A 26882-nucleotide genomic window follows, 5' to 3' on the forward strand; every position below is an offset into this window, starting at 1 on the left:
AAGTGGCTCAATTAGTCTCACAGTAATTAGTTCGGATATGGTGATTCTTAGAATCTTCCCATTAGTTCGGATATGTGTAAATAATTCTGCATGGCTACTTATATAAAAAAAGGGCTTACGCCCTTTTTTTATCCTAGAAAAATGCCACACGGCTATCAAAACCTTGACGACGAATTGTTAAATTTAGGGTTTCTGCACTATTGCGATCGGGATAGCCTTGCACCTCGATATAGGTACCACGATGAGAAGACCGCATTTGGGCAGTGGGCGCAATCATTTGCACTCTTTGCAATTCGGCAATGGAGTTGGTAGGAATAATCACGAAGTAACGAAATGGTGTTCCCACAGGATTATTTTGGGCGGTAACCGATGGCATGGATTGTGGCATTGCCTGAATTGGAATCGGTTGGCTTTGAGGCGGAAGGGCTTGAGGAGAACGCACAATTTCAATGGAATTATTTGGAAAATCAGAATTAGGTACACCCGGAAGCGCTTCATTTACCCTTGTGTTGGGAATGGGAACAGAATCGACAGGAATAGGTGCAACCGAAATAGACTGATTTGGTAGTGAACTGACTGGCTGTGATGGGAAGGTTGCAAATTTGCCTTGGACGGTTTTAATTTGAGGATTTAACCCCGCCTGACTAAATTGATCGACTCGTCGTTGAGCAAGATTTAAATTATTAAAGCGTCCTAACTGCACCACCTGTTCGCCTGTATCTAGACGACTGACAAAGGCATCTGGAGCAATGGCTTTAGCTTGTTGGATGTTTGCTACATTTGGTAAATAGACAAGATATTGACTACTGGTGTTGGTAGGAGCCGCTGTGGGGAAGGAATCATTGGGGAATGACTGTGCGGATGTAGGCGCGCTAAAGCTAATTAGAAGAGAGGTGCTAGTGCCTAAAAGGGAGCCTAGCCCAAGGGCAAAACTACGAAGATGTGTATGTGTGTGGAGTCTCATATGCTTGCCAGCCAAAGGTGCGAAAAAACGAAATTGGGCGCGATTGTACCATACTCTACAAAGACTTACATCATCCCATTTAGTTTCCAGACAAAGACTTACATAATCCGATGAACAGTAAGTATACTCCCTTCCCACCGAAGAAATAGACCTATAAACCCAAGAAATAACCCAAGAAATAGAGGTGCGCGGCTTCGCCGCGCGCCTCTATTTCTTGACTGAGAAAAGATTATCTACAGCCAGCTATGTTGAGACAAACCCAAAACCCAAGAGGCGGCGCTTCGCACCGCCTCTTGGGTTTTCAGAAAGCGCAAAGCGCTGTAGCAAGAAAACCGATTGCTATAAACACCTCGCGCTGTATATTCTGTATATGCTTATGTCACCCGAAGCTCGTCAATTCCATATGAATGTTAGTCAATCTACCGATCTAAGTGATCACCAAATTTCTCGGCAGTTAATCCTCAATGCGAGTGAGGTGGTGGCAGGATATACAGAGGGCGTAAATATTCTCCAAGGAGCAAATTTAGCTGTTTATGAGGGGGAATTGGTAACTGTGATTGGCTCTAATGGTGCGGGTAAATCCACATTTGCCAAGGCTATTTTTGGATTAGTGCCAGTGCGTTCGGGCAGTATCTCCTTTGGCGATCGCAATTTAGTTGGTTTGAAACCAGAGCAAATCGTCAGGCTTGGTATTAGTTATGTACCGCAGATTGCCAATGTATTTCCGTCGCTGAGTATTTCTGACAATCTTGATATGGGGGGCTACACCAGCCGAGGCAATATCAAAGCGCTCAAGGACAAAATTTATAACACTTTTCCTGTATTGGCTAAACGTCGTAACCAGAGGGCAGGAACTCTATCGGGCGGGGAGCGCCAGATGCTAGCCATGGGACGAGCGATGATGCTAGAGCCTAAATTATTGATTTTAGATGAGCCTTCCGCAGCGCTATCCCCAATTTTGGTGCAGGATATTTTCAACCTAATTCAAACTATTAATCAATCGGGAACATCGGTGATTTTAGTGGAGCAGAATGCGCGTAAAGCTCTTGCGATCGCAGATCGTGGTTATGTGATGCATTTGGGCAAAGATGAGTTTACTGGCAAGGGTTCTGATTTATTGAATGATCCTGAAGTTGCCGAGTTGTATTTGGGCGTTGGCAATTTTGGTAAGTAAGCCCTGATATGAGATCTGGAATACATTGCGATCGCGTGGCTAATCGATACACTATGAAACTAAGGCTTTTTTATAGAGGGATTCCATGGCAGTCGGAGAGGTAAAGCTTTCGTTTGAGGAACTAACAAAAGCACAGATATACTTGCAAAAATTAGGGCTATACGATGGTGAAGTAGATGGCATCTATGGCAAGTTATCGGAAACTGCCTTTGTCCAGTTTGCCAATGCCCTCAGCATCGACACGATTTTAGATGCTACTTCACGCTCGCTTACCAATGAACTATTGCAGAGTCCTGCGGTAGTCAGACATTTGCTCAAAATTATTGGCGATGGCGATCGCTTATTTCCCAAATTTACCAATGCTCAGCGTATTTTTGTAAATATGGGGCAAGTAGACTCTAACTATCTAGGGTTTCTGGATCGTGGCATCAATGGCTGTATTGCAGGTTCTAAGAAAGATTTGCCCAACCGTAGTTTTGCGCCATCACCATTGTTAAGTCATATCCCAGCCTATGCCGATCGCCTTGCCAGTTTGCCTGACGGTGTGAATGTTGTCTCCTATGGTGAAGTTGCGATGTTGGCGGGTACACAAATTCGTGTGCGCTTTCGTCCCTATCCTGCCCTCGGCGAAGTCCCTCACATTGAAACTATTGGTTTAGAGTTTCTCCATAGCAGCATCCAAGAGGCTTGTATTTGTATTGGCAGTATGGTCAATGGACAAATGCGATCGCGTTGGATTGGTCGCAATCCTCTCCGTAATGTCCAGTTTTGGAGTTCCACCAAAATTTTGCCACTGCTCTATACGATTTGTACTGCTAATCAGGTGCAACCAAATCAAGCGATATCAAACTGTGTGATTGCTGAGTTTCAAGGCAAAAAAACACCGCGTACCTTTGGGGAAATGGCGCAGCGCATTTGTGCCTATGATGAGTCTAATGGACTTACATCCAATGGATTGTCGGCAATGTTTAAACAATTTACGACACCCCTAGCTTTACAGGATTGGCTCAAAAAAATTACAGGTAACCAAAGTCTTTCATTTCAAGGTCGCTATGGTGAAACTCCCTATATTGAGCAGCCAGTTTTGCGCGACCCCACTGGTAAAAATGTGATCACTGGGACAAAGGAGTTGCATCGTGGTGACAACTTAGTTTCCGCCTATGACTTGACGCGGATGGTTTCTCAGATTGCATGGCATCGCCATCTTGCCCCCACTAACCGCTTACCTGCGGCGCAGTGGCATAGTTTAAATGCTTTGATTGGTGCAATGGCGCAAGATACAGCCCGCTATGTGGAAGCGGCGATCGTGGCTTTGGGGTTGTCTTATTTCATTAGTGAGCCTGTAGTGATCTCGAAAATGGGATTTGGTTATAGTGATCAGCGTAAGCGCACCGAACTGACCTACACCGCTTGTGTACAGTTTATTGATCGCCTTGCTAAGTCCCATGATTTGCCAGTACCAAAATTGCGATCGCTAAATATGACCTTACGCGCCGCCATCGATCTTCAAGATCCTGTCCGTGAAGCCCTTGAAATTGATGCCCGAATGGCTGCCACAGTTACCGAAATTTTGCGTAGGATTGTAACAGAAGAGCTAATCTAGAAATCTGTGAAAGTTGTCTGCCCAAGTGGCACTGGAACACATAATGCAAAAACAACGCACTTTATCGACTGTCGGTCTATGGTGGCGATGGGTACTAGCAACGCTAGTTGGTGCTGTGATTGGCAATATATTTGGCATTGCTGCTTGTCTGGCGGGTATTTATTACTTCAGCAATCTGCTAATGGCTACCCATCTTTGTGAAACAGGCTTTGGTCATCTCACCTGCGTCACCGCGACTGGTATTGTCAGTGGGGCAATTTTTGTGAGTGCATTCGTTGGGTTGATGCAATATCTAGTTTTGCGCGGATTACTAAATTCCCCTGCGATTTGGATTTTAGTCAGCATATTTGGCTGGACTTGGATTGGGTTTGCTGCCACTAGCCTCGCCTACACACCCCAATTTGGATTTGTGATGAATCCTGATGGTTCCTTTGCTGAGAGCAATTTCTTCGATCGCATTCCCCTATTACTGATTAATTCTCTCTGGTTAGTTTTGGCAGGAATATTTTTAGGGATTTTGCAATGGCTGATTTTGTGTAAACATCCCCAAGTTCGCAAGAGCCGTGCATTTCTCTGGGCAGCCGTTAATATTGTCCTGACTGCGTTTATGGCGATCGCCATTATTGCTATTTTTCGAGGACAGGGTAGCTTATACGGGATACTGCTATTCTTTTTGGGGTTTACATGTGTCTATGCCACAATTAGCGGCGCGATGCTGGTCAAAATACGTCTACATCGCCTAGCAAAACTACATGCAGATGTTGAGCTGACTGCACCGAGTCTCAAAAATCCTATTGCTGATCCCACTGAAGATGTTTCCTTTAAATAGATAATTCATGTCGAATTTACCTCCTGAAGTTTCCTCTCTGCGATCGCAACTTACCGAAGCCACATCGATCGCCATGGTTGACAAGATTGAATATTGTCTAGTTTCAACTTCATTTACCACAGAAGTAATTTTGACTAGCTATGTTTGTGATGGTCTGCACCATGCCCACAACTCCCCAATTTTACTGCTCCATGGATTTGATAGCTCTTTGCTGGAGTTTCGTCGCCTATTGCCGCAACTAGCTGCCACCCATCCCACTTGGGCAATGGACTTATTTGGCTTCGGTTTAACTGAGCGTTTTCCAAATGCCCAGATTAGTCCTGAGGCGATCAAAGAACATCTTTACTATTTCTGGAAAACTGTGATCGCAAAGCCAATTATTCTTGTCGGTGCATCCATGGGCGGCGCAGCCGCCATTGACTTTGCTCTCACCTATCCCGATGTAGTCGAAAAATTAATTTTGATTGGCAGTGCGGGAATGCGGCAAGGCACTGTGGCAGGCAAATTTTTGATTTCGCCGTTAGATCGCATGGCAACTAATTTTTTACGCAGCCCCAAAGTGCGCCGAGAGGTGAGCCTCAAAGCCTATGCCGATTCTAGCTTTGTCACTAGTGATGCTGAGGTCTGTGCATCCCTGCATCTAGCCATGCCCCGATGGAGTGAGTCCTTGATTTCATTTACTAAAAGTGGTGGCTATGGCTCCTTTGCTCAGCAATTACGCTATTTAAAACAAGATACGCTCATTCTCTGGGGCAATTGCGATCGCATTCTCGGCACAAAAGACGCTGCCAAGTTTCAAGCCACCATTCCCCGTAATACACTCGTTTGGATTGAAAATAGTGGTCATGTTCCCCATCTCGAACGTCCGACTATTACTGCCAAAGAAATCATTAAATTCCTTCATAAATCCTAGAATTCAGCTATGACCAACTCCAATCTCTCCGCCGCCACCCAAATTCCTGTAGTTGTCTCTGGGGCAACTGGAAAAATGGGACGTGAAATCATTAAAACCATTGCCCAAGCCCCAGACATGCAATTGGTAGGCGCAATCGGTCGTCAACACCTCGGCGAAGATATTGGCGAGGTTGTCGGCATTGGTGAACTAGAAATTCCTGTTACCAACAATCTGGAAGTTGTCCTTGCCCAAGCAGCGCAAGAATCCCAATTACCCGTAATGATTGATGTCACCCACCCCAGCATCATCTATGAAAACATTCGCGCTGCGATCGCCTATGGTGTGCGTCCTGTCGTTGGCACAACGGGCTTAACTGAGCAACAAATTGCAGAACTCACTGTATTTGCCGACAAAGCTAGTACAGGCTGCATCATTGCCCCCAACTTCTCCGTCGGTGTAATTTTGATGCAACAAGCCGCGATCGCCGCCGCCAAATATTTCCAGCATGTCGAAATCATCGAGCTACACCATAACCAAAAAGCTGATGCCCCTAGTGGCACTGCTATCAAAACTGCTCAAATGCTCTCAGAGCTAGGTCAGACTTTTAATCCGCCAAGTGTTGATGAAAAAGAACATCTCTCGGGGGCAAGAGGTGCAACCTACGGCGAAAATATCCGCATTCATAGTTTGCGTGTTCCGGGCGTAGTGGCTCGCCAAGAGGTGATTTTTGGGGCGATGGGTGAAACTCTGAAGATTGAACATAATGCTAGCGATCGGACTTGTTATATGGCGGGAGTGCTTCTTTGTGTGCGTAAGGTGCTTGCACTCAAATCATTAGTTTATGGTCTAGAAAAATTGCTATAACAAAGCAAAAGCAGGAGTGAATCGCGCCGCGATTCACTCCTGCTTTTATGTTCTAAGCCAATTGTCATTGCTATAAATCAGACTGCAAAAATACGCCAAAAAGAAAGGCGATCGCAATGCGATCGCCTTTCTTTCTGGGTAAAGAATACCCCCAGGGGAATTCGAATCCCCGTCGCCTCCGTGAAAGGGAGGTGTCCTAGGCCTCTAGACGATGGGGGCGTGTTCTTGACCTTTATTAATATACACAATGACGTGCAAAAAGAATTAAAAAATTTACTCATAGAGCAAATTTTTTAATTCTTTTTGCACGTCAAATAAAATACGCCAAAAAAGAAAGACGATCGCATTGCGATCGCCTTTCTTTTTGGTAAAGAATACCCCCAGGGGAATTCGAATCCCCGTCGCCTCCGTGAAAGGGAGGTGTCCTAGGCCTCTAGACGATGGGGGCGTGTTCTTGACCTTTATTAATATACACAGCTATTTGCAAAAACGTCAACACCTAGAGCAAACTTTTTATTACTTAATTGTCGGACGAATGCCATAGGTGCGAAAACGCCAATAATCTTGCAAAATTTGAGCGTGATCGAAACATAACTGATTGGGGCTTTGCCAAGCAGAAAAGATCCCCACCGATTTAGCGTCATCATCGGCTTTTGGCTCACCCACTGCTTCCGCCATATACACAGCACTAATCGTATGCTGACGGTCATCTCGGCTCGGATCAGAGTAAATTCCCAATAAATCGATTAATTCCACTTTTAAGCCTGTTTCTTCTAAAGCCTCACGCCGTGCTGCATCTTCTAAGCATTCACCATAATCAACAAATCCACCAACAATCGCCCAGCCATGGGGTGGATTCATGCGCTCAATGAGGACTATTGGTTGATCAGGACGGTCGCGGAGGGCAATAATGATATCAACGGTAGGAACGGGATTTCGGTATGTCATTTAAAAGTATTAAGTTATAGCTGTAGCCATTTATGTTAGGACAAAACCCAAAAAAGAGAGTTGCGACGCAATTCTCTTTTTTGGGTTTTAACTTACTTGACTGCTATACATTCACGCTTTTATAAATTGCTATTGTTTTTGCGGAGTAAGGGCAACCTTATGATGAACTATAGGGTCTAGCCGCCATTTTCCTGACTCTAGAGGGTAATTACAGCTACAAAATCCAGCGTGTCACTAAGCTATGATGCAAACTCATAATCCGAGAGCTATAGGCATTTCTCGTCAGGAGAGTATTTCTTTGATTCCGATCAGTATAGAAATTGTAGAAGGTAATCCGAATCTTGCCTCTCTCTTGGGTTGGCATTTACAGCAGATTGGCTATTCGGTATTTCAGGCAGTTAGTTGTCAGCAAGCAAAGTTGGTATTTCAAAAGCAGCAGCCCAGTTTGGTGATTTTAAGTACCGATCTGCCCGATGGAGACGGCATTGAGCTATGTCGGTGGCTGCACAAACAGCGCAGTTCATTAGTGTTTGTAATTTCGTCGCGTACTAATGAATCGGACATTGTGGAGGGCTTGAAAGCAGGAGCTGATGATTATTTGACTAAGCCCTTTGGAATGCAAGAATTTTTAGCAAGGGTGGAAGCCTTGACCCGCAGACTCCGTACATCTGCACCCCCTGCTTGCTTAGATTATGGTGTACTAAAAATTGATCTGGTGCAGCGACAGGTTAGGCTCAAGGGCAATGCGATCGATTTAACGCCTCAAGAATTTAGCTTGCTTTACGTTCTTGCCCAGTCTGAGGGGATGGCACTCAGTCGTGCTGAGCTATTACAAAGAGCTTGGCCAGACGAAATTAATAATCCACGTACTGTCGATACGCATGTATTGTCGCTACGCAAGAAACTAGAGGTTGACCCTCAGCAGCCGAACCTAATTCAAACGGTGCGAAATATTGGCTACCGTTTTAATCCTGAAGCTTTAATGCGATCGCCTTTGCGTTCTAACTCAGCCAACTCTAATCACGCTAATAGCGATCGCACTCCGCAATTTACTGCGCCACCGAGCCGATCTTTTGCCAAATACTAAAAAAGTTGCCCCATCGGGGCAACTTTTTTAGATGTAGCTCGTTGAGTCTTTGTGTAGTACGAGCAATTTTTTAAGAAAGCGCAAAGCGCTGTAACTATTGATAATGCTCAGGACGCAGTTTTTGTAACTGCGCGTTGGTGTAATAGAAATTGAGAATGCGATCATACGACCAACCCTTCCGTGCCAAATTGTAAGAGCCTGTCTGACTCATGCCCACACCATGTCCCAATCCGCCACCAATAAAGGCATATCCACTTAAAACTTTATCTTGGTAAATTGGTTCTAGCTTGAAGAAGGTGCTGTCAGGTGGATCAAAGGCATCGATAATTTCATCTTTTTTGACAATGATTTTGCCAGTGTCAGTGGTGACTTCTAGCTCTAATACACGCCCAGAGCCAGCACGTTTTGATACTTGCATTTGTTTAATCGCATTAAAGTTAGTGGTCGTGTCGCCAGAGAATCGCAAAAACTTTTTCAAAGAAGTTTGTAATTCATTCAATGTGCCGACTCTGCGCCAACGTAGGTTTTTCCAGCCGTCTTCATTAAATCCATCTTTACGGTCTAGAAATGCCTTGAGGTTCTGATCATCAGCTATATTTGCCGATCGCAAATTGTCGGGACGATTGGCGAGATCTAAGACTGATTGTAAATAGGGGCGCGGTGTGCCATCCCAAATATCGTTATAGTTGGCGGTGATGCCGCCTGTGGTTGAGGAATACAGCGCATCAATGGCACGATTGTTATAGGTCAACACTAAGCCTCTGGTATCGGCAATTGCGCGATCGGCAACTTCGGTGGTGTCTTCTAAACCTCGATAAACCTGACATTGGGTGTCGGCACAAAGTTCATAATTATCGATCTTAAAGCGGTGCAAACTTGCTAACACATAGGTACGTGCTAGGACTGCCTGCGCTTGTACTGCGGCATAGGGAGCGTTGTAGCCAATTTCATGGGGGACAACACCACGCACATAGGTTTCGAGGGGGACATTGTTAACGAGGGTAAAGCTCTGATGGGCGTTGGGTTGCAGTTTGAGCGTACCTGCATAGAGACGGTTATTGATTTCGGCTTTATTTTCTCGCTGGTAGCTAACTTCTACAATTCCCGAACTACTACTAATGTCGATGCGATCGCGATTGTAGCGAAACTCACCCACAATCAATGAAGGAATTGGCTTTTGGGGTAAGACACGTCGATCAAGCTGTACGGTCAAATTACCTTGCGATCGCAATATATAGAAAGTCAAATAGCGCAGCAACATCGATTCATAGGCATCCCGCTTTGCCCAGACCTGCCAACGTCTTGGTTGAGCAATTTCGGTGGGAATGCCCTTTTCATTCCAGTGAAAGGCACTCGCCGCCGCATTCTCAAAGCTACGATGATTACTCAGCACAATTTTTTCTTCGAGAATTGGCTGTGGCAAAGTCTGGGGTGAAATCTCGATAACGACGCGATCGCTAGTTACCGTTTGTGTAGTTGTCCCGTCTGCCGAGGGAAAAGAAAGGGTAAGTCTGCCACCCGAGGGCGCTTTGAGCGTGAGCCGATCCTGCGGTCTTTCCCCAAAGCGTTGGACAATCCCAATTTTTAAAATCGGGTTGGAATCCGTTTGAGCTTGAACAAATTCAACTGTCGTCAGTGTGAATGAGCAAACTGTCACAATTAAAGTTTGACGAATAATACTGAAAGTTTTTAGCATGTCAAGCTCATGGCTTCAAAGACTCAGACATTCTACACCTACTCTAAGTAGCTAGGTCTGGTTTTCAATTTCTGGAGAAAATATTTCGTCAACTAAGCCAAAGACGTACTCGTGCATCCATGAACCTCCTTCAGCCGCTACCAACTCATCACTGCTCTGCTCTTTGGCAAATGCCAAGAATGGAACAACAGGCTTGCCATCTAATTCCATAATGCGACTTCCATCAATAATTGTGGCGATCGAAAAGGCAATTTCTGCTGTTGAATCGTACAGATTCTTTTTGTCCACAACACCCGCTATTTGAAGTCCTTCTTTAATAGAGATCATGATTTCTTCGAGAATTTTAAGCTGTAGTTCATCAAAACGATATGGATTTAGCTCTATTTTCATGATACTTACTAGTCTGCCTATAATTTCTTTGATGTAAACAACACTTACTTACAACCTATTGAGACTGTGAGTAGTACAGAAATATTTTTAAAAGTGTTGCGAAGCAACACTTTTAAAAATATTTCTGGGTTTTAAGTCAACGCAAAGCGCTGTAATACGGTTTCTAAATTTTGCCTTATGGCAAAAAAGCTTTGCTTAGGATATAAAACCAGAAGGTGAGTGGCAGCGCGGACACCCCTCGACTGCTGGGGTATACAATTAAATGCTATGACTTTAGAACCTCCTATCCAAAATAATACTAATCTGATTGAAGTTGCCGCAGATTTGCCTCAACCTGAACGGATTGATCGCTTTTTGGCACAGCATCTCACCGATCTATCGCGATCGCGAATCCAAATATTAATTGATGAAGGGTATGTCACTGTTAATGATGTTCTTTGTCATAACAAAAAGGATTTAATCAAAGCAGGCGATCGCATCCAATTAATTACTCCAGCATCAACAACGCTTGATTTAGTCGCTCAAGAGATTCCCTTAGATGTTCTTTACGAAGATGAGCATTTGATTGTCATTAATAAACCTGCGGGATTAGTCGTCCATCCTGCGGCAGGACATAGCGATGGCACTTTAGTCAATGCACTCTTAGCCCATTGCAAGGAACTATCGGGGATAAATGGAACTCAACGTCCGGGCATAGTGCATCGTTTAGATAAAGATACTAGTGGCGTGATGGTAGTCGCCAAAAACGATCGCGCTCATCAAGATTTACAAGCGCAAATTCAAGCAAAAACAGCCCGAAGGGAATATCTAGGAATTGTGCGTGGAGTTCCTAAAACTCAATTAGGGAGTGAATCGGGAGTCATTGATGCGGCGATTGCTAGACATGCTCGCGATCGCAAAAAAATGGCAGTCATGGAAAATGGACGCAGAGCCGTTACGCATTGGCAAATTCACGAGCGACTAGGAAACTATACGCTGGTGAAATTTGATTTGGAAACGGGGCGCACCCATCAAATCCGTGTCCATGCCGCGCATATGGGTTGGGCGATAGCTGGTGATCCTGTATATGGACATCCCAACAAGGAAGTTTCGCAATATTTGTCAGGTCAAGCTCTCCACGCATGGCGGCTCACCTTTACCCATCCAGTTTCAGGTGAATTAATTGAAAATACTGCCCCTATTCCTGAAGGCTTTGAAAAGCTATTAGCATTTTTACGCCGCCGAGTATAGGGTGGCGTGCAAAGTGTCACACTTTCTGTTCATAAAGTGAGGGCTAGTTGATAAATTTGACGACGGGGCAAATCAGCAAGTTCGGCAAGTTGACGACTAGCATCCGATCGCGATATGCCAGCATCAATCAAATTTTGCAACTCCCGTAAAATCACATCATCTGTCCACACAGGCTTGTCACTGGGTGCTGCACCTTCTAAAACTAGGCTAAATTCACCCTTCGGTGCGTGAATTGCAAAATGTGCGATCGCAGATTCTATTGATCCTCGCCAAAACTCCTCATGCAGTTTTGTTAATTCTCTTGCGATCGCAATTTGCCGATCACCACCCAAAAACTCTGCCAAATCCTCAAGAGTTTTCAATAAACGATGGGGCGCTTCATAGAGAATCATCGTGCGCGTTTCGCATCTTAACACTTCTAAACGTTCGCGACGTTCCTTTTTATCAACTGGCAGAAATCCATCAAAACCAAAATGCTGTGTGGCAAAACCCGAAGCCGTCAAAGCCGCAATCCCTGCGGTAACAACAGGAATCGGTACAATTCTGACACCCGCAGCAATACATCCTTGCACCAGTTCTACCCCAGGGTCAGAAATAGCAGGCATCCCTGCATCGGTCACTAATGCGATCGAGATGCCTTGCTGCATTTTTTCCACCAGTTCAGGTACACGCTTATGGGCATTATGCTCGTGATAACTAGTTTGCGGAGTATCAATGCCAAAGTGGTGCAGCAGTTTCCCTGTATGCCGAGTATCCTCAGCCGCAATTAAATCAACTTGCTTTAGCGTCGCGATCGCTCGAAAGGTCATGTCCTCCAAATTACCAATTGGAGTTCCCACCAAGTACAGAATTCCCGGATCATCCATGAATTAGCGCCATTGTTTATTTTCTAATTCACGAAGCTGACGCTCTAGGCGATCAATTCTTCCGCGTAACTCATCCATTTCATTTTGACGAGGTACACCCAAGTCTTGCATGACATTACGAATTTGGCGCTGAATTAAAGTCTCCAAATTTCCCTGCTCTGACTTGAGACGATCGGCAATATCATTGAAAATTTCTGAAGCTTGCTCAGGATCGATCTTGCCATCCTTAACCCAATCCTCACTGGCTTCTTTAATCTTCTCTAGCACAATCGAAGTTGTGCCAACACCAAGCATGAGTAACTGCTTGAGCAAATTATTGCTATCCATAAATGTACGCGATCCTCAAAGCCGATCTATCAATCCATCATACTATGCTCTTTTCATAGTCTAAGGAATAGGGTGAATAACTTACGCTTAGCGATTGCTATACTTTAAGCTGATTAAAACTTTAGAAAAAATTTCAGGTAAGTTTATTTATGATCCGTGCTGTAATCGAAACCGCTAAAGGAACTATGCGTGCTGAGTTGGATGACCAACACGCACCTATCACCGTCAAGAATTTTGTAGACCTCGCTAAGCACGGTTTTTATGACGGGCTGACCTTTCACCGAGTTGAGCCAGGCTTTGTGATCCAAGGTGGCGATCCCCTTGGCAATGGTACTGGTGGCTCTGGCGATCGCATCAAGTTAGAAATTTGGGCAGAGGGAGACACCGCCGCAACCGTCGGCAATGTTTTGACTGGTGGCAAAAAGCCAATCATCAAACACAACAAAGCAGGTGTATTTTCCATGGCACGCACCAATGATCCCAACAGTGCCACAAGTCAGTTTTTTGTAACTCTTGGCGATGCATCTTTCCTCGATGGTCAATATGCAGCTTTTGGCTACACTGAGGACACAGAAGTAGCTCAAGCTATCCGTCGCGGCGACAAGATCCTCTCTATTAAAATCGAAGATTAAATACAGCGCTTTGCGCTTTATTAAAACCCAGAAATATTTTTAAAAGCGGCGCGAAGCGCCGCTTTTAAAAATATTTCTGTACTACTCAAAGCCTCAATAGGCTGTATTGATTTAAAATCCAAAAAACATGCAAGCCCTGCTCAGCAGGACTTGCATGTTTTTTATTTAGCTAGCCGCAGCAACTAATTGATGAATTGCCGTTTTTAATTCGATAATTACTTGGGATGAATCATTAGTATCAGATACATTTCCTAAATCTTGAAGTGATTCCTCTAGTTGAGGACGCAAAGTATCCACAATGTCCTGTACGGGACGTAAAAGTTTCTCCTGTGCGCCGATTTGCCCTAACAACTCAGCCACAGTTCTAATTTGAGCTTGTTGTCGCGCTTCCGCCGCAATAATTTCTTGCTCCTGCTGCAAATGCTCTTGAGTTTGTCGCTCGAGAACTTCTTGCTGTTGTTGCGTATAGCCTCTGACCGCTTCAATTTGTGATTCCATCTTTCGCAGTTCTTCTTCCTGACGGGTCTTATGCTTTTTAACTTGCGATAACAGAGGTAATAAACTTTGAATGGGGCTTGACTCCACCACAATCCCTCGACGACGATCGAGAATTGCTTTTTGTTGGTTTAAAACCGAAAGTCGTTCCTGCATACTGCGTCTGCCTCCAGAGACGCTTTCTTCAAGTAACTTATATTCTTCCTCTTTAAACTCCTTATCACTTTCTAACTCAATGCGCTCAAATTGATTTGCCTTGTCTATTTGACTTTGCAGATCAGCAATTTCCCCTTCTAAGATCGCTAACTCATCTTCTTGAGCACTGGAGTAGTTTACTAACTTGTCAAAATCTGCCTGTAGATTTGCAATCGTTTGCTCTAGTTCTTCAATAGACATTGACTGCAAACGACTTTCCTCTTCAGCACTGAGTCCCTCTACACCAACAGTCCCGCCAAATGACTCGATCACACTTGCTGTTTGCTCATACAGATCTGTTTGGGCATCAAGTTGAATCCTTGACATTGCCATATTATTTTCTTGAAGTTTAAGAATACCTCGTTGTGCTTTTAGCTCGGCTTGGGCATCAGCTAGCGCTATTTGATTTTGTTGCCATTGAGCTTTACGAGCATTGAGGTCTTCTGTTAATTCATCAAGCAGTTTTTGCTGTCTTGCAGCCTCTTCTTTTAATTTATCGAGATCCTGCCAAAATCCTGTTAGGACTTCTTGACGCTGATTGAGCAGATCAAGATTGCTATGGATACGGGTTCGTAATGACTCTGGACTTGTAAAATCACTCGATAAACGTCCAACTAGCACTTTGAGTTGCTCAGTTTGATCCGAGGTTAAAGCTGTCGCACTACTGTCAAATTGTGATTTCTGTAACTCAATACTGTGTCGTAATTGTTCTAGTTCCGCCCGTTCATGTTCAAATTTACTTTCTAACTCTTCAATTTGTTGTAATTCTCTTTCTACTTCCTGCTCACGACGATGTAACTCTTGCGCCTGAAAGTTTAAGGATTGTTTCCACTGCTCAACTTCTTCTTCAGCAGATTTATACTTTTCTTGCGATCGCGAAAATACTTGCAGGATATTGACAATTTTTTTAGACGCATCCTGAATACTCTGAACCTGATTATTACCGACAACTTCGGCTACAACCATCTGCCCATCTTTAAAGTCTTTTGCCTGACTTGAATCTTGAACCGACAGAACTTGTTCATTAGTAATGGGCAGCCAAATATTTTCACCCGTATTACGCGCTAATAGGCGGACGGACGCATTACCACCTAATCCAAAAGCTGCTTGAGTTTTTTGAAGTTCTGCTAAATACTGCACGCTAAATATACTCCCATTTTGCTGATGCTAACTTTCAGATTGACATGACAAAAGAGCAAAACTCGTCATTAAAAATACAAAAATAGCTGATGTATTCAGTTTTATACTACCTAATTACATGAGTATTTTCACAATCTGGCTTTTGATATTTTTGCGATCGCTGTCAATATCTTAGACTACCGCGATCGGAAATTTTTAGCGATTTATAATGTAAGCCGATCAACTTTGAGACTCCTGTTGGGGATAGGTTTTAAGCATGTAAGGAGCAATAAATAGCATCCTGAAAATATATAATTAGAGACCTGATTAGTTTAGTGCAGTTGACTAAAGCTACTGCCTAATATTTTTAGGATCAAAGGCATCTCTTAGACTATCTCCTAAGAGATTAAATGATAGCACTGTCAAAACAATTGCCAATGCGGGAACCCACACTAACCAAGGCTGCAAAATTAAAATTGAAGCATTAGTGGATATGGACAGCATATTACCCCAAGATGGATCGGGTGGCTGAATACCAAGTCCGACAAGGCTCAACACCGCTTCTACAACAATAAATCTCGGAATATCTAAAGTTGCGGAAATGATGATGAAGGTAATTGTTTGAGGAAGTACGTGATGAATAATAATTCTGAGGGGACTTGCGCCTGAAGCACGGGCTGCCATGATAAAGGGTTGCTCCTTAATCGACAGGACTTGTCCACGAATAATTCTAGCTAGTCCAGCCCATGACACAAAGGAAATAATGGCAATGATTAATGCAAACCGTTGAGTATTGCTGATTTGCGGGGGCAAGATTGCTGCTAGTGCGACTAATAGGTAGATAGAAGGGACTGACATCAGGATTTCTACAAAGCGCATTAGCACGACATCTAGCCAACCGCCAATGTAGCCCGAAATGCCACCGACTAGACAACCAACCGTATAGGAAATGGTCGTGCCGATGAATCCAATCAAAAGGCTAATGCGTCCCCCATATAGCAATCTTGTTAGCTGATCCCGACCTTGTTCATCAGTTCCGAGCAGGTTTAGCTGTGCGGTTGGGATACTAGTGCTAAACAAATGTCCATTATGGAAAAGTAGGATTTTTGATGGTTGACTGTAGTCAATGATTAAGGCTCGATCGCCTGTCTCTAGATCAACCTTGCCTTGAGTGGTGGGATAGACATGAGCGCCAATAAACTGACCTTGACGATCGTGCCAATGAATTTGAGTGGGTGGCAATAAAGCCCCATTTTTTGCTGATTCATTAATCCCGTAGGGAGTTATAAAGTTAGCAAATATTGCCATTGCATAAAAGATAGTTAGGATGGCAATCCCTATCCATGCCAAGGGATTCGCTCGTAGTCTTTTCCACCAAGTCATTAGGAACCTTTCAGTGCTTTGAAGAAGTTTTTGCGGTAGTTGCCATTAGCGACAAACAGGACTGGCCAAAGCAAGGCTAGACCAATGCGGTTAGCTTCAAAGTTGGTGTTACGAAAACCTTGCAAAAATTTCACTACGCCAAAGATATAGGCGGCTAGTAATAAAAATCCAATTATTTGCATATTTCCATTTCCGTTTACTAGTTATCCAATTTAACATCAAAAAGTCAGGGCAGAGATAATCACAGAACGATACACTCTCCCTTTAGTCTCATCTAGATAGGTTAGATTTTAGCGCAATCAAAAATTCCTGCCCAGTTCTCCCATGCTTGCTCCCCAAGTTTTTGCCCGTTCTTCCAGATAGCCTGTTGTGTTTCATCTTGGGCGATATTCATGTCGGTTATTTCACCCCAGTATGCTGCTGCGATCGCAGTTGATTGAGTAATGACCTGCACGCGATTTTCCTGAGGATGTTTTTGAGTGCGTTCAACAATTAACCGCCAACTGTGGGGGGTAGTCAAAAAATAATACAAACTGCTGGCGATCGCATCGGATAATCCACCCTCTAGTCGATGAGCCGTGATCATACTTTCACCTTGGCTCACTAATCTTTGCGAGTTTTGGATTTGGCTGAGGCATTGACTTTGGGATTGGGGATCATGTCCCAGCGCAATTCTATTGCCAAAGTCATTACAAATTTGATTGATAAATAATTGTGGTTGTAATTGTTCGCGGCAGGCTAGAGCGATCGCATATGCCAATACTAATTCTTGAATGTCGATATTGCTGTGGGATTCTAGCTCTAGTAAACGTGATCGCACTTCCCATAAATCTTGATGCCAATATGCTCCCACTGCGATCGCAATAATCGTTGTTTCTAGTTTGTCTTCTAATTCGAGATCATCAAGAGAGTCTTTAATCACGAGGGAGGTCAGGAATTTTAAGCGATCTCTAAAACTGTGAGGAGTAGTCAGGGCAAGACTTAACCAAATAGCGCGAAAACGGCTCTTGAGAGATTTCTGTCTGGATAACATAGGCTTGGTAGATGGTTATGGTCAGTATAAAACCCAATCGTCAAGGCAACCCTTGGCGAAGCTAAAAAACTACTGCAAAACCAAGTAAAGGGTTACTGCGATCGCAAATAATAAAACCAACAGATAAATAATCACGCGCCCCCAAACAGCAATGAATAAACCCGTCAAATCCCAAAAACTTGCTCTAGCTGAACCGTTCCACACAGGACGAAATCTAAAAATCTGAGATTTTTCATAGCCATGGATCTGATGTGGAGCTAAAACTTGATAATGCAGTCTACCAAACGGATGTAAAAGCTTGAACTGCTCATAACGATGATGGGTACTTTTCCAACGGTTGCGAAGATTTTTGGCTTTGCCAATATAAAGAACAATCCATAGGGCTGTGATGTAATACACTCCAGCATTCTGGGGCAATTCCTTTAACTTAGTGACAGGTTTAGACGGTAGCCAGAAAATACGAAGCCAATCAGACATAGGTAATTTACTATCCTTATTTGGTCATTCCCAGAGATTTTGTTACTTTTGATCGCTTGCTATAAAACTTAGGATATAAGTAGATTGTTTTGCTTGAGTTATCTGAATTATTTAGTTAGGTTTTGCATATATGTCAGACTTTAATCGCGGCATCATGAAGTTTGAAAATGCGGATAGCCCTTTGTCCATCGTGCTGTCCAGCATTGTCGTTTTGAGTTTGATCGGATTTCTCCTCTGGTGGGGATTCCAGACAGCTTACGTCTAGTTCTTTGACCGAAATTGAATGTACACCAAAACGAGAGGTAGCGAGTCGCGCTGCCTCTCGTTTTTGCGTTAAGCTAAAGCAAGTTTTTTATAAATTACTGCACAATGACCGTTACCACTTCTCAAAATGAACAGCTTGGGGCTGCAATTGGCGCAATTCCCAGTGGCTTGTTTATTGTTACCTCTCAGCAAAATGGCAAAACTGCAACGATGTTAGCGTCATGGGTGCAACAAGCAGGCTTTGAGCCACCATCTGTAACGATCATCGTTGGCAAAAGTAGACCAATTGAGTCTTTTTTGACAGTAGGTAGCCCTGTTGTGATCAATATTCTTGCTAAGGGTGATGGTAAGAGTATTGGTCATTTTGCTAAGGGTTTTGCTCCTGATGTCGATCCCTTGGATGGCGTGGAAACTGCAATTGCCCCCAGTGGTCAACCCTATTTGACGGATGCGATCGCCTATCTTGATGCCACAGTAGCAGGCAGCCTTGATGCTGGCGACCATACGGTAATTTTGGCAAACCTAAATGCTGGTGAACGACTCCATGAAGGAGATTCTGCTATTCACACTCGTAAAAACGGCTTCAAATATTAATTTCTAAAATCTTTTTTAACTACTGCGTTTGCGGTAGTTAAAAAAGATTTTAGAAATTAGTTGACATTGATCGCAATGTTTGGCATATTAATAAAGCGCAAAACGCAAAGGCAAAAATTAACTAAGCCCAAGCAAAGTGCAAATGCGGGTGTGGCTCAGTGGTAGAGCATCTCCTTGCCAAGGAGAATGTCGTGGGTTCGAATCCCATCACCCGCTTATTAATTGATAAAGTAAAAGGGACGATTTGTGTCCCTTTTACTTTATGGATTTTACCGATGCAATTTGATTTAAAAGCCACCTTATCTCATATTGATTTACCCTCGGCTGAATGGATCGGATTACGTGAAGTTTACGAAATTAATACAACCCGATATGTTCGCGATCGCAAACCACAAACCAATGGTCGTAGTCAATCCCATGGTGTGATGATCGAAGTATTAGCCGATGGACAATTTGGCTATGCGAGTACCAATCACCTCGATCTGGAAAATATTCAAATTACTGCCCAAAAAGCATATCAACAGGCAAAAACAGCCGCACAGTGGGGATTGCATCGTTTTAGCACGGCTCAACGCCCCAAGGCGATCGGGCAGTATTTCTCTCCATTTCTTAAGCCTGCGGACGCGCTTACGCCCAAAGAGATCAATGATCTGCTGATCGAAATCTGCGACACTCTCAAGGTGTCTGATAAAATCGTGAAAACTAGTGCCTATGCGGTGATCACTGAAGTTGAAAGTAAATTTATCAGCAGTAACGGTTCTGATATCTATCAAAAATTTTTAACGATCTCAACTGACTATGCCGCCACTGCCCAAGAAGGTGCAGTAATTCAACGACGTGGTGATAACGGTCAACTGGCTCGTTGTAATCAAGTTGGGTTAGAAGTTTTTGATCGCGAATCAATTTTAGAAAGGGCAAAAGTAATCGGTGAACAAGTCGTTGAATTACTGACTGCCCCTGAATGTCCAACAGACACTACTTCATTAGTGCTTGCCCCAGATCAAATGCTGTTGCAAATCCATGAGAGTATCGGGCATCCCCTAGAAATTGATCGTATCCTCGGTGATGAACGTAACTATGCAGGCGGCAGCTTTGTCAAACTAGAAGATTTTGGCAAGATGCAATATGGCTCATCATTAATGAATGTTTCCTTTGATCCGACCATGGATGGTGAATTTGCCAGCTATGGCTTTGATGATGCAGGTATTCCCGCTACCAAGGAATATTTGATCAAAGATGGAAAACTATTGCGTGGTTTAGGAAGCTCAGAAAGTCAATTGCGATCTGGGCTTGATGGTGTCGCTAACTCTAGAGCCACCTCATGGAATCGTCCTGCCATTGATCGTATGGCAAATATTAACCTTGAGTCAGGAGAACATTCATTTAAAGAGATGATTGCCGATGTCGAACGTGGCGTATACATGGAATCAAATCGTTCATGGTCAATTGATGACTATCGCAATAAATTTCAATTTGGTTGTGAATATGCCAAACTGATCGAGAATGGTGAATTAACAAAAACTGTCCGCAACCCTAACTATCGCGGCATTACCAATCAGTTTTGGAATAGTCTTTCTAAAATAGGCGATCGCCATACCGTCGAAGCCTATGGTTCCCCCTTCTGCGGCAAAGGTGAGCCAAACCAAGTCATTCGGGTTGGTCATGCCTCACCTGTTTGTCTATTTGAAAATATCGAAGTCTTTGGTGGCGCTATCTAAAAAAGAAGAGCTAAAAAAGAAGGACGCAAAGCGTCCTTCTTTTTTTAATTTAAGCCTAGTTGCTTCATTTCTTGTTCAAGGATATTGACTAAGCCAGTGTCATTGTTATTCCGAGCAACTTCCATACGGCGCTTAATTGAGGCGGCTAAGTTAGCCTTGTGGTTGGCGGCGGCTTCTGCCTTCTTTTGCATAATAGTCATCACTAATATCCCTTAAATTACATATTGTTTATATATCAGTACCATAACATATTCTTATTTGAATGGTAGTATATGTTACTAATTTTTTGTTAAATAAATGTAAAGAAGAGCTATTTTTATTCCCAAAAAAAGCGGCGCATCGTGCCGCTTTTTTTTGGATCTAACTTGCCGTTAAGGGGCGATAGGTTCTGTAGTTGATGTCTGGGAATATATTGTCCATATACTCAATCTTTTCCAGCCAACCAGCATCAATCTTTTCAGCTTCAATGTCTTCAAACAGCTTTTCCAATCGCATTAAATGCGATCGCGTCCGCCGAATCGCGTAGGGAACCATTGTCCCAGTTCGCATAATGAAAGCCCAATCAGAAGACTGCGCTAACAGCAACTCACGGGCAGCCTGATTGAGTGCGCGCCATTCCAATTCATCTGCAGGTTCACGATAGGACAAATGAATCATCCTTTCTGCGCCCTTATGTAAATGTTGATATACCCAAGCATTGGTTTCATTGAGCCAATACTCATGGAAGCCCTTATAGCCCCAGCTTGATTGAGCAGGGCGGGATACCTGTTGAGTTGGGTTATGACGGAGATAATCAGCAAGGTGTGTCATCTCATAGGTGGTTTGATCGTAATAGGACTTACGAATCAAGAAATCAATAAACCAAGGACCTTCATACCACCAATGCCCAAATAGCTCGGCATCATAGGGCGAAACCACCAATGGTGGGCGACCCATCATGTTATGCAGATAGCCAACTTGGCTTTCTCGATTTTGCATGAAGTTTGTCGCATGTTCCGCCGCTTTTTCCTTCGCCCAGTAAGGATCATAAAGCTGTTTGGCATCGAGACCAAAATCATTGCCAGTAATGCGATGATACTTCACACCCGTATTTTTGCGCTGACCGTTGGGCATGATGAAAGGCTTGATGTACTCATAATCAGCTTCCCAACCTAAATCCTTATAAAATTCGCGATAGACAGGATTTCCGGGATAACCAACTTTGGATGACCAAACTTGCTGCGAAGACTCGTGATCACGAGCAAAGGCGGCTACTCCTGTTTCTGTGAATACAGGGGCATAGGTTCCAAAACGGGGACGGGGCTGACCATACAAAATGCCATGACCATCGGTTAGGAAGTAACGCAGACCGACATCGGCCAACAAGCGCTCTAGTCCATCGTAATACGCACATTCTGGCAACCAAATGCCATTGGGAGCGCGTCCAAATTCTTGGGTGTAATGTTCTACTGCGACTTCTAGCTGTGCCCAAACTGCTTCTGGATACATCTTCATCAGGGGCAAATACCCGTGAGTTGCCCCACAGGTAATAATTTCTAGATTGTTGGTATCTTGAAATTGCTTAAATGCCGTTATGAGGTCGCCGCCATATCGTTCCCAAATTTCACGCGTTTCCGCATATTCTTTGACATAGTATTCTGCCAAATACTTGACATGACCGTTATGCTCATTATGAATAACTTCTAGTTCAACCAGTTGTTGCAGTAGAGCAAGGTGCTTGTCATAGCGTTCTTGCAATAATGGATCGCGTAACATGGATACCAAAGGCGGTGTCATGCTCATGGTTATCTTGAAGTCAATGCCATCTCTCCTGAGTCCCTCGTAGACTTTGATTAGGGGGATGTAAGTCTCGGTAATTGCCTCATATAACCATTCTTCTTCAAGAACATAGTCGCTTTCAGGGTGACGGACGAAAGGCAAGTGAGCGTGTAAGACTAGCGCCAGATATCCAATGCTCATAGATCTTCTTTTCCTAAAAAGTCTTTAAATTAGCTGAGATTGCTAAAGATAGTGCCAAAGGTGATTACTAAATGTGATTCCCTATTCTTAAGGCATTTTTAAAGTAATTTTAAGCTATTGGTGTAACCAATTTGACACTACTAATACTTGCGATCGCAAAGCCGTATTTATACTCATAATCCCAATTCGCGAAAGTGTGCCAATACTTTTGTTAATTAAAAACTAAACCCAGTGATGGTTTTAAAAACACAAAATGGCTATGCCATTTTGTGTTTTTATGTAACTTTTATAAACCAGAAGATGAGTAGCGGCGCTCCGCGCCGCTACTCATCTTCTGTGGTTTTGCTTTGCTATATAATTAAGTTTGTTTTAAAGATCAATAAAAACGTGACGCATACCTTTTTAGTGCAACCTGGTAAATGGACTCTTGAAGGAAACTGGATCGAGGGGGATTCCATGCCAATTAGAGTGAAAGGTAAAACTTTAGTAGGTTGGTCAAGGGATAATTATTGGTTCACAATGGTTACAAAATTGACATTTCCTGATAGCGATCGCAGTGAATTAACCACAGCCTACAAGGGGCGTATAGACTCCGATGAGCGTCGTTTTACGTTTATGGTTGATGATAGTTTCTTGGGCAAGGTGGAAGGGGAAGGTATAATTGGAGCTGATTCTATTACGCAACGCTATTGGGTAATGGGAGACAAAAAGGTAAGAACAGGCTTTCAGACTCTGTATCGGCGAGAGCCCAATATTTACTATCTAGTCAGTGGCATTGTGGCAGGACAAAATCTAGAAAGTACCATGGAAGCATGTTTAACCCGCCATCAGGAATAGCAGTCCATAAAAAAGCACCCATCATCGGGTGCTTTTTTATGGACCAATAACTTAGCGACTGCTAGCTCTTTTCAGTTCGCTAGAAAGAACATCGATGGCAGTGGCAAACTGTGGGTCGGCATCTGTCCCAACCAGATCACGGTTTTTGCTGAGTCTGTCAATATCAGCTTTGCTCAACTCGACAATGCGATCAGGTACAATGCCGAGGTGATTGATATCACGACCGCTAGGAGTATAGTATTTGGCGATGGTAACTGCCATACCTGAGCGATCGCTCAAGGAATGTACAGATTGGACTAGTCCTTTACCAAAGGTCTTTGTCCCCACAATGGTTGCTCTCTTGTTGTCTTGGAGTGCGCCTGACAAAATTTCGCTAGCACTAGCTGAGCCACCATCTACTAATACAACCAATGGTTTATTGGTTAAAGCTTGGCGGTTAGCAATCAATCTCTCACTTTCGCCTTTACGATCAATAGTCGATACAATCGGTGCATTGTCTAGCCACATCCGTGCAATTTCCGCACTGGAATATAGCAAACCACCGGGGTTAGAACGCAAATCCATCACAAAACCAACTGCGCCTTTATTGACATGATCTTGGATTGCCTTACGCATATCGTTAGAAGCATTGGCATTGAATTGGCGCAGGCTGATATAGCTAACCTTACCGATATTAGTGTCGCGGAGTTCGGCTTTGACAGGATGAATTTCAATTTTTGCTCTGGCTAGCTCTACTTCAAATTGACGATCGCCGCGCTTAATACCTAACTTGACCTTGGTTCCAGCGGGCCCACGGATGAGTGCAACCGCTTGATTAATATCCATTCCCTCTGTGGATTTACCTGCAATCGTCGTAATTACATCCTTGGTTAAAACCCCAGCTTTTGCGGCTGGAGAGTCTTCAATTGGGGCAACAACTGTCAATTGCTTAGTTTGATCATCCATGCCCAATTGGATGCCTACCCCTGTCAGTTCACCTGAAGTGTCAATCTGCATACTCTTAAACTGTTCTGGATCCATAAAACGAGTGTATGGATCATCAAGCAGTTTCAACATTTCTCGGACTGAGCGGTATGCCTCGGCTTTGGATGAGTAGTCACGATTTTCAACATATTGTCTTCTGACTTGTCGCCAGTCAACTTTATTAAACGAGCCATCAACATACTCGCGATTAATAAGCTGCCAAGCTTCGTCTACGATTTCTTTGGGGCTATCCCGAAATGCGGCGATGCTAGGGTTTGCTAGCTGAAAACCAACAACTGCCACAGCCGCAGCTAATGCTGCTGTTGTACCAAGTACAAGTCCGCCTTTTGCCATGTCAACTTCCTGAAAGGTGATGTGTAGTGAGGAACGCGATATTTCTATAAGTACACCAACTCTAGCACAGGAGTTTTTAAGCGGGTGATCAAATTGACGAAAGAATTAAATTATCACTCTAATGGGCTATGGGCTGCGATCGCAAAAATTTCCATTGATTCAACAAAGGAGGACATAAGCAAAACTTGCATTGCCCTAGCTACAGAAATTTGCGATCGCAAGATTTCTATACATATTTTGCTTGGAAATGATGATTGCTTATCCATTTTGTATAAACCTACACAAAAAGCATGTACCTGAGTCTGATGTTATGGAAATTACTAAATCTGTAAGATTAATTCGCACAAGCGTTTTACTTCATTGAGGAGAATTCTAAGGTGTTGGTTTATAAGTCAAATCAAAAGAGGAGACTCAAGAGTTCAGTAAACTGGACTGCTTGTATTCCGCTTGCGGCAATTATTGGTGTCTTCTGGGTATATGCAGCTACTGCTCAAGAACCTGCTGCGCCCCCCGCAGATCCAACTGCGGAAATGAAGGCAGCTATCGATGGACTCAAAGTTGGTCTCGATACTCTTTGGGTTGCGATCGCAGCTTTTCTAGTATTCTTCATGAACGCTGGTTTCGCATTGGTTGAATCTGGATTCTGCCGTCGTAAAAATACAGTCAACATTCTGACCAAAAACCTAATCGTATTTGCGATCGCCACAATTGCTTACTGGCTATTAGGCTTTGGCTTCATGTTTGGTGATGACGGAGGCAACAACTTTATTGGTTTACAAGGTTTCTTCCTTGGCGGTGAAGATAATAGCCCTGCTACTGGTGATGCTTACAAGGGTATCTTCGGCTCGCTCAACTGGACTGGTGTTCCGCTCGAAGCTAAGTTTTTATTCCAGTTAGTGTTCTCGGCGACTGCTGCCACCATCGTTTCAGGTGCTGTGGCTGAGCGCATTAAGTTTATGGCATTTATGCTGTTTAGCTTCATTCTTGTGGCTATTTCCTATCCCATCACTGGACATTGGATTTGGGGTGGTGGCTGGTTAGCCGACATGGGCTTCTGGGACTTTGCTGGCTCAACTGTAGTCCACTCCGTTGGTGGTTGGGGTGCTTTAGTAGGTGCATCAATTCTCGGCGCTCGTGCTGGCCGCTACGGCGAAGATGGCAAAACCCGCGCTATCCCCGGTCACAGCATGAGCCTCGCGACCTTGGGTTGTTTGATTCTATGGTTAGGTTGGTTTGGGTTTAACCCTGGCTCTACGATGGCAGTTGGCGATGGTCGTTTACTCGCCCACATTGCTTTGACTACCAATACGGCTGCTTGTACTGGCGCACTTGCGGCAACTATTGCTGCTTGGCTTTATCTAGGCAAGCCTGACCTATCCATGATCGTCAATGGTGTATTGGCTGGACTGGTTGGTGTAACCGCAAGTTGCGCTTGGGTAACCTTACCTAGTGCTGCCATCATTGGTGCAGTTGCTGGAACCATCGTGGTATTCGCCGTTGGTTTCTTCGACAAGCTCAAGATTGATGACCCTGTGGGCGCAACTTCAGTCCACCTTGTCTGCGGTATTTGGGGAACCTTAGCAGTTGGTCTATTTGCTGTTGGCCCTGATGCTCTAATAGGTAATGGTTACAAACTTCAAGGTGGTGTAGGGCCTGCTGCTGGTCTATTCTTTGGTGGTGGCTTTACCCAGCTATGGCATCAGTTAATTGGTATTGCAGCTGTTGGCGGTTTTACCGTTGCTTTTAGCTTTATTGGTTGGTATGTCATTGCCTTGATCACAGGTGGTATTCGCGTTGAACCTGAAGAGGAATTCAAGGGTCTGGATATTGGTGAGCATGGTATGGAAGCATACTCTGGCTTTGTAAAGGAAAGCGAATAGTTTTTCTAAATACAAGAGAAAAGGCGGCACAATGTGCCGCCTTTTCTCTTGCTAATGCTTTTTCGTTTTCTTTTTGTAAAGTTCATCTTAATTCCGATGGGTTTAT

General features: G+C 43.8%; 27 protein-coding genes and 3 tRNA genes. 13 read left to right on the plus strand and 17 right to left on the minus strand.

The features are described from left to right. Positions 1-133: 133 nt before the first annotated feature. Positions 134-964: a hypothetical protein gene (locus H6F41_RS14900; protein WP_190404261.1), complete on the minus strand. Its 831-nt coding sequence runs from the start codon at positions 962-964 to the stop codon at positions 134-136. Positions 965-1367: 403 nt separating this feature from the next. Between H6F41_RS14900 and H6F41_RS14905 the strand changes: the two genes are divergently transcribed. The 5 genes from H6F41_RS14905 to dapB all read left to right on the plus strand — a co-directional run bounded on the left by H6F41_RS14905 (position 1368) and on the right by dapB (position 6329). Continuing rightward, on the plus strand, positions 1368-2138 hold the full coding sequence (locus H6F41_RS14905; protein WP_190404289.1) for an ABC transporter ATP-binding protein: 771 nt from the start codon (positions 1368-1370) through the stop codon (positions 2136-2138). An 85-nt stretch (positions 2139-2223) separates the two neighbouring features. Next, positions 2224-3741 (plus strand): peptidoglycan-binding domain-containing protein, encoded by a 1518-nt coding sequence (locus H6F41_RS14910; RefSeq protein WP_190404262.1) that lies wholly within the window; start codon positions 2224-2226, stop codon positions 3739-3741. 43 nt (positions 3742-3784) lie between these two features. Further along, entirely contained in the window at positions 3785-4570 is a 786-nt protein-coding gene (locus H6F41_RS14915; RefSeq protein WP_190404263.1) for a hypothetical protein, read from the plus strand. A 7-nt stretch (positions 4571-4577) separates the two neighbouring features. Further along, complete coding sequence (locus H6F41_RS14920; protein ID WP_190404264.1) at positions 4578-5483, plus strand: alpha/beta fold hydrolase; 906 nt, start codon at positions 4578-4580, stop codon at positions 5481-5483. 9 nt (positions 5484-5492) lie between these two features. Then, complete coding sequence (dapB, locus tag H6F41_RS14925; protein ID WP_190404265.1) at positions 5493-6329, plus strand: 4-hydroxy-tetrahydrodipicolinate reductase; 837 nt, start codon at positions 5493-5495, stop codon at positions 6327-6329. A gap of 146 nt (positions 6330-6475) precedes the next feature. On the opposite strand, the gene H6F41_RS14930 is transcribed toward dapB, so the two are convergent. The 3 genes from H6F41_RS14930 to H6F41_RS14940 form a co-directional block, all read right to left on the minus strand. Then, positions 6476-6548: transfer RNA gene (locus H6F41_RS14930), tRNA-Glu, on the minus strand. A gap of 156 nt (positions 6549-6704) precedes the next feature. Further along, positions 6705-6777 (minus strand) — tRNA-Glu (locus H6F41_RS14935). Positions 6778-6845: 68 nt separating this feature from the next. Beyond that, on the minus strand, positions 6846-7277 hold the full coding sequence (locus H6F41_RS14940; RefSeq protein WP_190404266.1) for an NUDIX domain-containing protein: 432 nt from the start codon (positions 7275-7277) through the stop codon (positions 6846-6848). Positions 7278-7521: 244 nt separating this feature from the next. Between H6F41_RS14940 and H6F41_RS14945 the strand changes: the two genes are divergently transcribed. Continuing rightward, on the plus strand, positions 7522-8364 hold the full coding sequence (locus H6F41_RS14945; protein ID WP_190404290.1) for a response regulator transcription factor: 843 nt from the start codon (positions 7522-7524) through the stop codon (positions 8362-8364). Between the two features lie 94 nt (positions 8365-8458). Here H6F41_RS14945 and H6F41_RS14950 read toward each other — a convergent pair whose 3' ends face one another. Both H6F41_RS14950 and H6F41_RS14955 read right to left on the minus strand, forming a co-directional pair. Next, on the minus strand, positions 8459-10060 hold the full coding sequence (locus H6F41_RS14950) for a SpoIID/LytB domain-containing protein (protein ID WP_190404267.1): 1602 nt from the start codon (positions 10058-10060) through the stop codon (positions 8459-8461). A gap of 51 nt (positions 10061-10111) precedes the next feature. Then, entirely contained in the window at positions 10112-10450 is a 339-nt protein-coding gene (locus H6F41_RS14955) for a hypothetical protein (RefSeq protein WP_190404268.1), read from the minus strand. Between the two features lie 267 nt (positions 10451-10717). On the opposite strand from H6F41_RS14955, the gene H6F41_RS14960 reads away from it, so the two are divergent. Continuing rightward, on the plus strand, positions 10718-11680 hold the full coding sequence (locus H6F41_RS14960) for an RluA family pseudouridine synthase (protein ID WP_190404269.1): 963 nt from the start codon (positions 10718-10720) through the stop codon (positions 11678-11680). Positions 11681-11709: 29 nt separating this feature from the next. Here H6F41_RS14960 and rsmI read toward each other — a convergent pair whose 3' ends face one another. Further along, positions 11710-12546 (minus strand): 16S rRNA (cytidine(1402)-2'-O)-methyltransferase, encoded by an 837-nt coding sequence (gene rsmI, locus H6F41_RS14965; protein WP_190404270.1) that lies wholly within the window; start codon positions 12544-12546, stop codon positions 11710-11712. Between the two features lie 3 nt (positions 12547-12549). After that, entirely contained in the window at positions 12550-12873 is a 324-nt protein-coding gene (locus tag H6F41_RS14970) for a phasin family protein (RefSeq protein ID WP_190404271.1), read from the minus strand. Positions 12874-13022: 149 nt separating this feature from the next. On the opposite strand from H6F41_RS14970, the gene H6F41_RS14975 reads away from it, so the two are divergent. Continuing rightward, positions 13023-13505, plus strand: a complete 483-nt coding sequence (locus tag H6F41_RS14975; RefSeq protein ID WP_190404272.1) for a peptidylprolyl isomerase — start codon at positions 13023-13025, stop codon at positions 13503-13505. A 165-nt stretch (positions 13506-13670) separates the two neighbouring features. Here the strand turns inward: H6F41_RS14975 and hmpF are convergent, their stop codons facing one another. From hmpF to H6F41_RS15000, 5 genes are all read right to left on the minus strand, one after another. Then, positions 13671-15335, minus strand: coding sequence for a pilus motility taxis protein HmpF (gene hmpF / locus H6F41_RS14980; protein ID WP_190404273.1), 1665 nt, complete (start codon positions 15333-15335; stop codon positions 13671-13673). Between the two features lie 330 nt (positions 15336-15665). Continuing rightward, positions 15666-16697 (minus strand): ABC transporter permease, encoded by a 1032-nt coding sequence (locus tag H6F41_RS14985; RefSeq protein WP_190404274.1) that lies wholly within the window; start codon positions 16695-16697, stop codon positions 15666-15668. Then, complete coding sequence (locus H6F41_RS14990; protein WP_190404275.1) at positions 16697-16879, minus strand: hypothetical protein; 183 nt, start codon at positions 16877-16879, stop codon at positions 16697-16699. The genes H6F41_RS14985 and H6F41_RS14990 overlap by 1 nt, the downstream gene beginning before the upstream one ends. Positions 16880-16980: 101 nt before the next feature. Continuing rightward, on the minus strand, positions 16981-17730 hold the full coding sequence (locus tag H6F41_RS14995; protein WP_190404276.1) for a hypothetical protein: 750 nt from the start codon (positions 17728-17730) through the stop codon (positions 16981-16983). A 69-nt stretch (positions 17731-17799) separates the two neighbouring features. Further along, complete coding sequence (locus H6F41_RS15000; RefSeq protein ID WP_190404277.1) at positions 17800-18207, minus strand: GIY-YIG nuclease family protein; 408 nt, start codon at positions 18205-18207, stop codon at positions 17800-17802. A gap of 369 nt (positions 18208-18576) precedes the next feature. Here H6F41_RS15000 and H6F41_RS15005 point away from each other — a divergent pair, with 369 nt between their 5' ends. From H6F41_RS15005 to H6F41_RS15015, 3 genes are all read left to right on the plus strand, one after another. Continuing rightward, positions 18577-19065 (plus strand): flavin reductase family protein, encoded by a 489-nt coding sequence (locus tag H6F41_RS15005; RefSeq protein ID WP_190404278.1) that lies wholly within the window; start codon positions 18577-18579, stop codon positions 19063-19065. 144 nt (positions 19066-19209) lie between these two features. Continuing rightward, a tRNA-Gly gene (locus tag H6F41_RS15010) sits at positions 19210-19281 on the plus strand. A 59-nt stretch (positions 19282-19340) separates the two neighbouring features. Next, positions 19341-20783, plus strand: coding sequence for a TldD/PmbA family protein (locus tag H6F41_RS15015; RefSeq protein WP_190404291.1), 1443 nt, complete (start codon positions 19341-19343; stop codon positions 20781-20783). A 44-nt stretch (positions 20784-20827) separates the two neighbouring features. On the opposite strand, the gene H6F41_RS15020 is transcribed toward H6F41_RS15015, so the two are convergent. Both H6F41_RS15020 and H6F41_RS15025 read right to left on the minus strand, forming a co-directional pair. After that, positions 20828-20983 (minus strand): hypothetical protein, encoded by a 156-nt coding sequence (locus H6F41_RS15020; RefSeq protein WP_190404279.1) that lies wholly within the window; start codon positions 20981-20983, stop codon positions 20828-20830. 160 nt (positions 20984-21143) lie between these two features. Further along, complete coding sequence (locus tag H6F41_RS15025) at positions 21144-22742, minus strand: glycoside hydrolase family 57 protein (protein WP_190404280.1); 1599 nt, start codon at positions 22740-22742, stop codon at positions 21144-21146. A gap of 387 nt (positions 22743-23129) precedes the next feature. Between H6F41_RS15025 and H6F41_RS15030 the strand changes: the two genes are divergently transcribed. Beyond that, entirely contained in the window at positions 23130-23579 is a 450-nt protein-coding gene (locus H6F41_RS15030; RefSeq protein ID WP_190404281.1) for a hypothetical protein, read from the plus strand. A gap of 51 nt (positions 23580-23630) precedes the next feature. Here H6F41_RS15030 and ctpC read toward each other — a convergent pair whose 3' ends face one another. Both ctpC and H6F41_RS15040 read right to left on the minus strand, forming a co-directional pair. After that, positions 23631-24896 carry a carboxyl-terminal processing protease CtpC gene (ctpC, locus tag H6F41_RS15035; RefSeq protein WP_190404282.1) on the minus strand — a complete coding sequence of 422 codons (1266 nt, stop codon included), beginning with the start codon at positions 24894-24896 and terminating at the stop codon, positions 23631-23633. A 113-nt stretch (positions 24897-25009) separates the two neighbouring features. Continuing rightward, entirely contained in the window at positions 25010-25162 is a 153-nt protein-coding gene (locus tag H6F41_RS15040; protein ID WP_190404283.1) for a hypothetical protein, read from the minus strand. 111 nt (positions 25163-25273) lie between these two features. Here H6F41_RS15040 and H6F41_RS15045 point away from each other — a divergent pair, with 111 nt between their 5' ends. Further along, positions 25274-26776, plus strand: a complete 1503-nt coding sequence (locus H6F41_RS15045) for an ammonium transporter (protein WP_190404284.1) — start codon at positions 25274-25276, stop codon at positions 26774-26776. Positions 26777-26882 lie beyond the last annotated feature (106 nt).

The sequence above is a fragment of the Pseudanabaena mucicola FACHB-723 genome, assembly GCF_014696385.1.
Taxonomy (GTDB): domain Bacteria; phylum Cyanobacteriota; class Cyanobacteriia; order Pseudanabaenales; family Pseudanabaenaceae; genus Pseudanabaena.

Coding starts and splice junctions, on each gene's coding strand:
- H6F41_RS15040 (WP_190404283.1), bottom strand. CDS start 25,162: ATGGATAAGCAATCATCATTTCCAAGCAAAATATGTATAGAAATCTTG.
- dapB (WP_190404265.1), top strand. CDS start 5,493: ATGACCAACTCCAATCTCTCCGCCGCCACCCAAATTCCTGTAGTTGTC.
- H6F41_RS15015 (WP_190404291.1), top strand. CDS start 19,341: ATGCAATTTGATTTAAAAGCCACCTTATCTCATATTGATTTACCCTCG.
- H6F41_RS14995 (WP_190404276.1), bottom strand. CDS start 17,730: ATGTTATCCAGACAGAAATCTCTCAAGAGCCGTTTTCGCGCTATTTGG.
- H6F41_RS14945 (WP_190404290.1), top strand. CDS start 7,522: ATGCAAACTCATAATCCGAGAGCTATAGGCATTTCTCGTCAGGAGAGT.
- H6F41_RS14910 (WP_190404262.1), top strand. CDS start 2,224: ATGGCAGTCGGAGAGGTAAAGCTTTCGTTTGAGGAACTAACAAAAGCA.
- H6F41_RS14975 (WP_190404272.1), top strand. CDS start 13,023: ATGATCCGTGCTGTAATCGAAACCGCTAAAGGAACTATGCGTGCTGAG.
- H6F41_RS14960 (WP_190404269.1), top strand. CDS start 10,718: ATGACTTTAGAACCTCCTATCCAAAATAATACTAATCTGATTGAAGTT.
- H6F41_RS15020 (WP_190404279.1), bottom strand. CDS start 20,983: ATGACTATTATGCAAAAGAAGGCAGAAGCCGCCGCCAACCACAAGGCT.
- H6F41_RS14985 (WP_190404274.1), bottom strand. CDS start 16,697: ATGACTTGGTGGAAAAGACTACGAGCGAATCCCTTGGCATGGATAGGG.
- H6F41_RS14905 (WP_190404289.1), top strand. CDS start 1,368: ATGAATGTTAGTCAATCTACCGATCTAAGTGATCACCAAATTTCTCGG.
- H6F41_RS14915 (WP_190404263.1), top strand. CDS start 3,785: ATGCAAAAACAACGCACTTTATCGACTGTCGGTCTATGGTGGCGATGG.
- H6F41_RS14900 (WP_190404261.1), bottom strand. CDS start 964: ATGAGACTCCACACACATACACATCTTCGTAGTTTTGCCCTTGGGCTA.
- H6F41_RS15000 (WP_190404277.1), bottom strand. CDS start 18,207: ATGTCTGATTGGCTTCGTATTTTCTGGCTACCGTCTAAACCTGTCACT.
- rsmI (WP_190404270.1), bottom strand. CDS start 12,546: ATGGATGATCCGGGAATTCTGTACTTGGTGGGAACTCCAATTGGTAAT.
- ctpC (WP_190404282.1), bottom strand. CDS start 24,896: ATGGCAAAAGGCGGACTTGTACTTGGTACAACAGCAGCATTAGCTGCG.
- H6F41_RS14950 (WP_190404267.1), bottom strand. CDS start 10,060: ATGCTAAAAACTTTCAGTATTATTCGTCAAACTTTAATTGTGACAGTT.
- H6F41_RS14940 (WP_190404266.1), bottom strand. CDS start 7,277: ATGACATACCGAAATCCCGTTCCTACCGTTGATATCATTATTGCCCTC.
- H6F41_RS15025 (WP_190404280.1), bottom strand. CDS start 22,742: ATGAGCATTGGATATCTGGCGCTAGTCTTACACGCTCACTTGCCTTTC.
- H6F41_RS14955 (WP_190404268.1), bottom strand. CDS start 10,450: ATGAAAATAGAGCTAAATCCATATCGTTTTGATGAACTACAGCTTAAA.
- H6F41_RS14970 (WP_190404271.1), bottom strand. CDS start 12,873: ATGGATAGCAATAATTTGCTCAAGCAGTTACTCATGCTTGGTGTTGGC.
- H6F41_RS14990 (WP_190404275.1), bottom strand. CDS start 16,879: ATGCAAATAATTGGATTTTTATTACTAGCCGCCTATATCTTTGGCGTA.
- H6F41_RS15005 (WP_190404278.1), top strand. CDS start 18,577: ATGACCGTTACCACTTCTCAAAATGAACAGCTTGGGGCTGCAATTGGC.
- H6F41_RS14920 (WP_190404264.1), top strand. CDS start 4,578: ATGTCGAATTTACCTCCTGAAGTTTCCTCTCTGCGATCGCAACTTACC.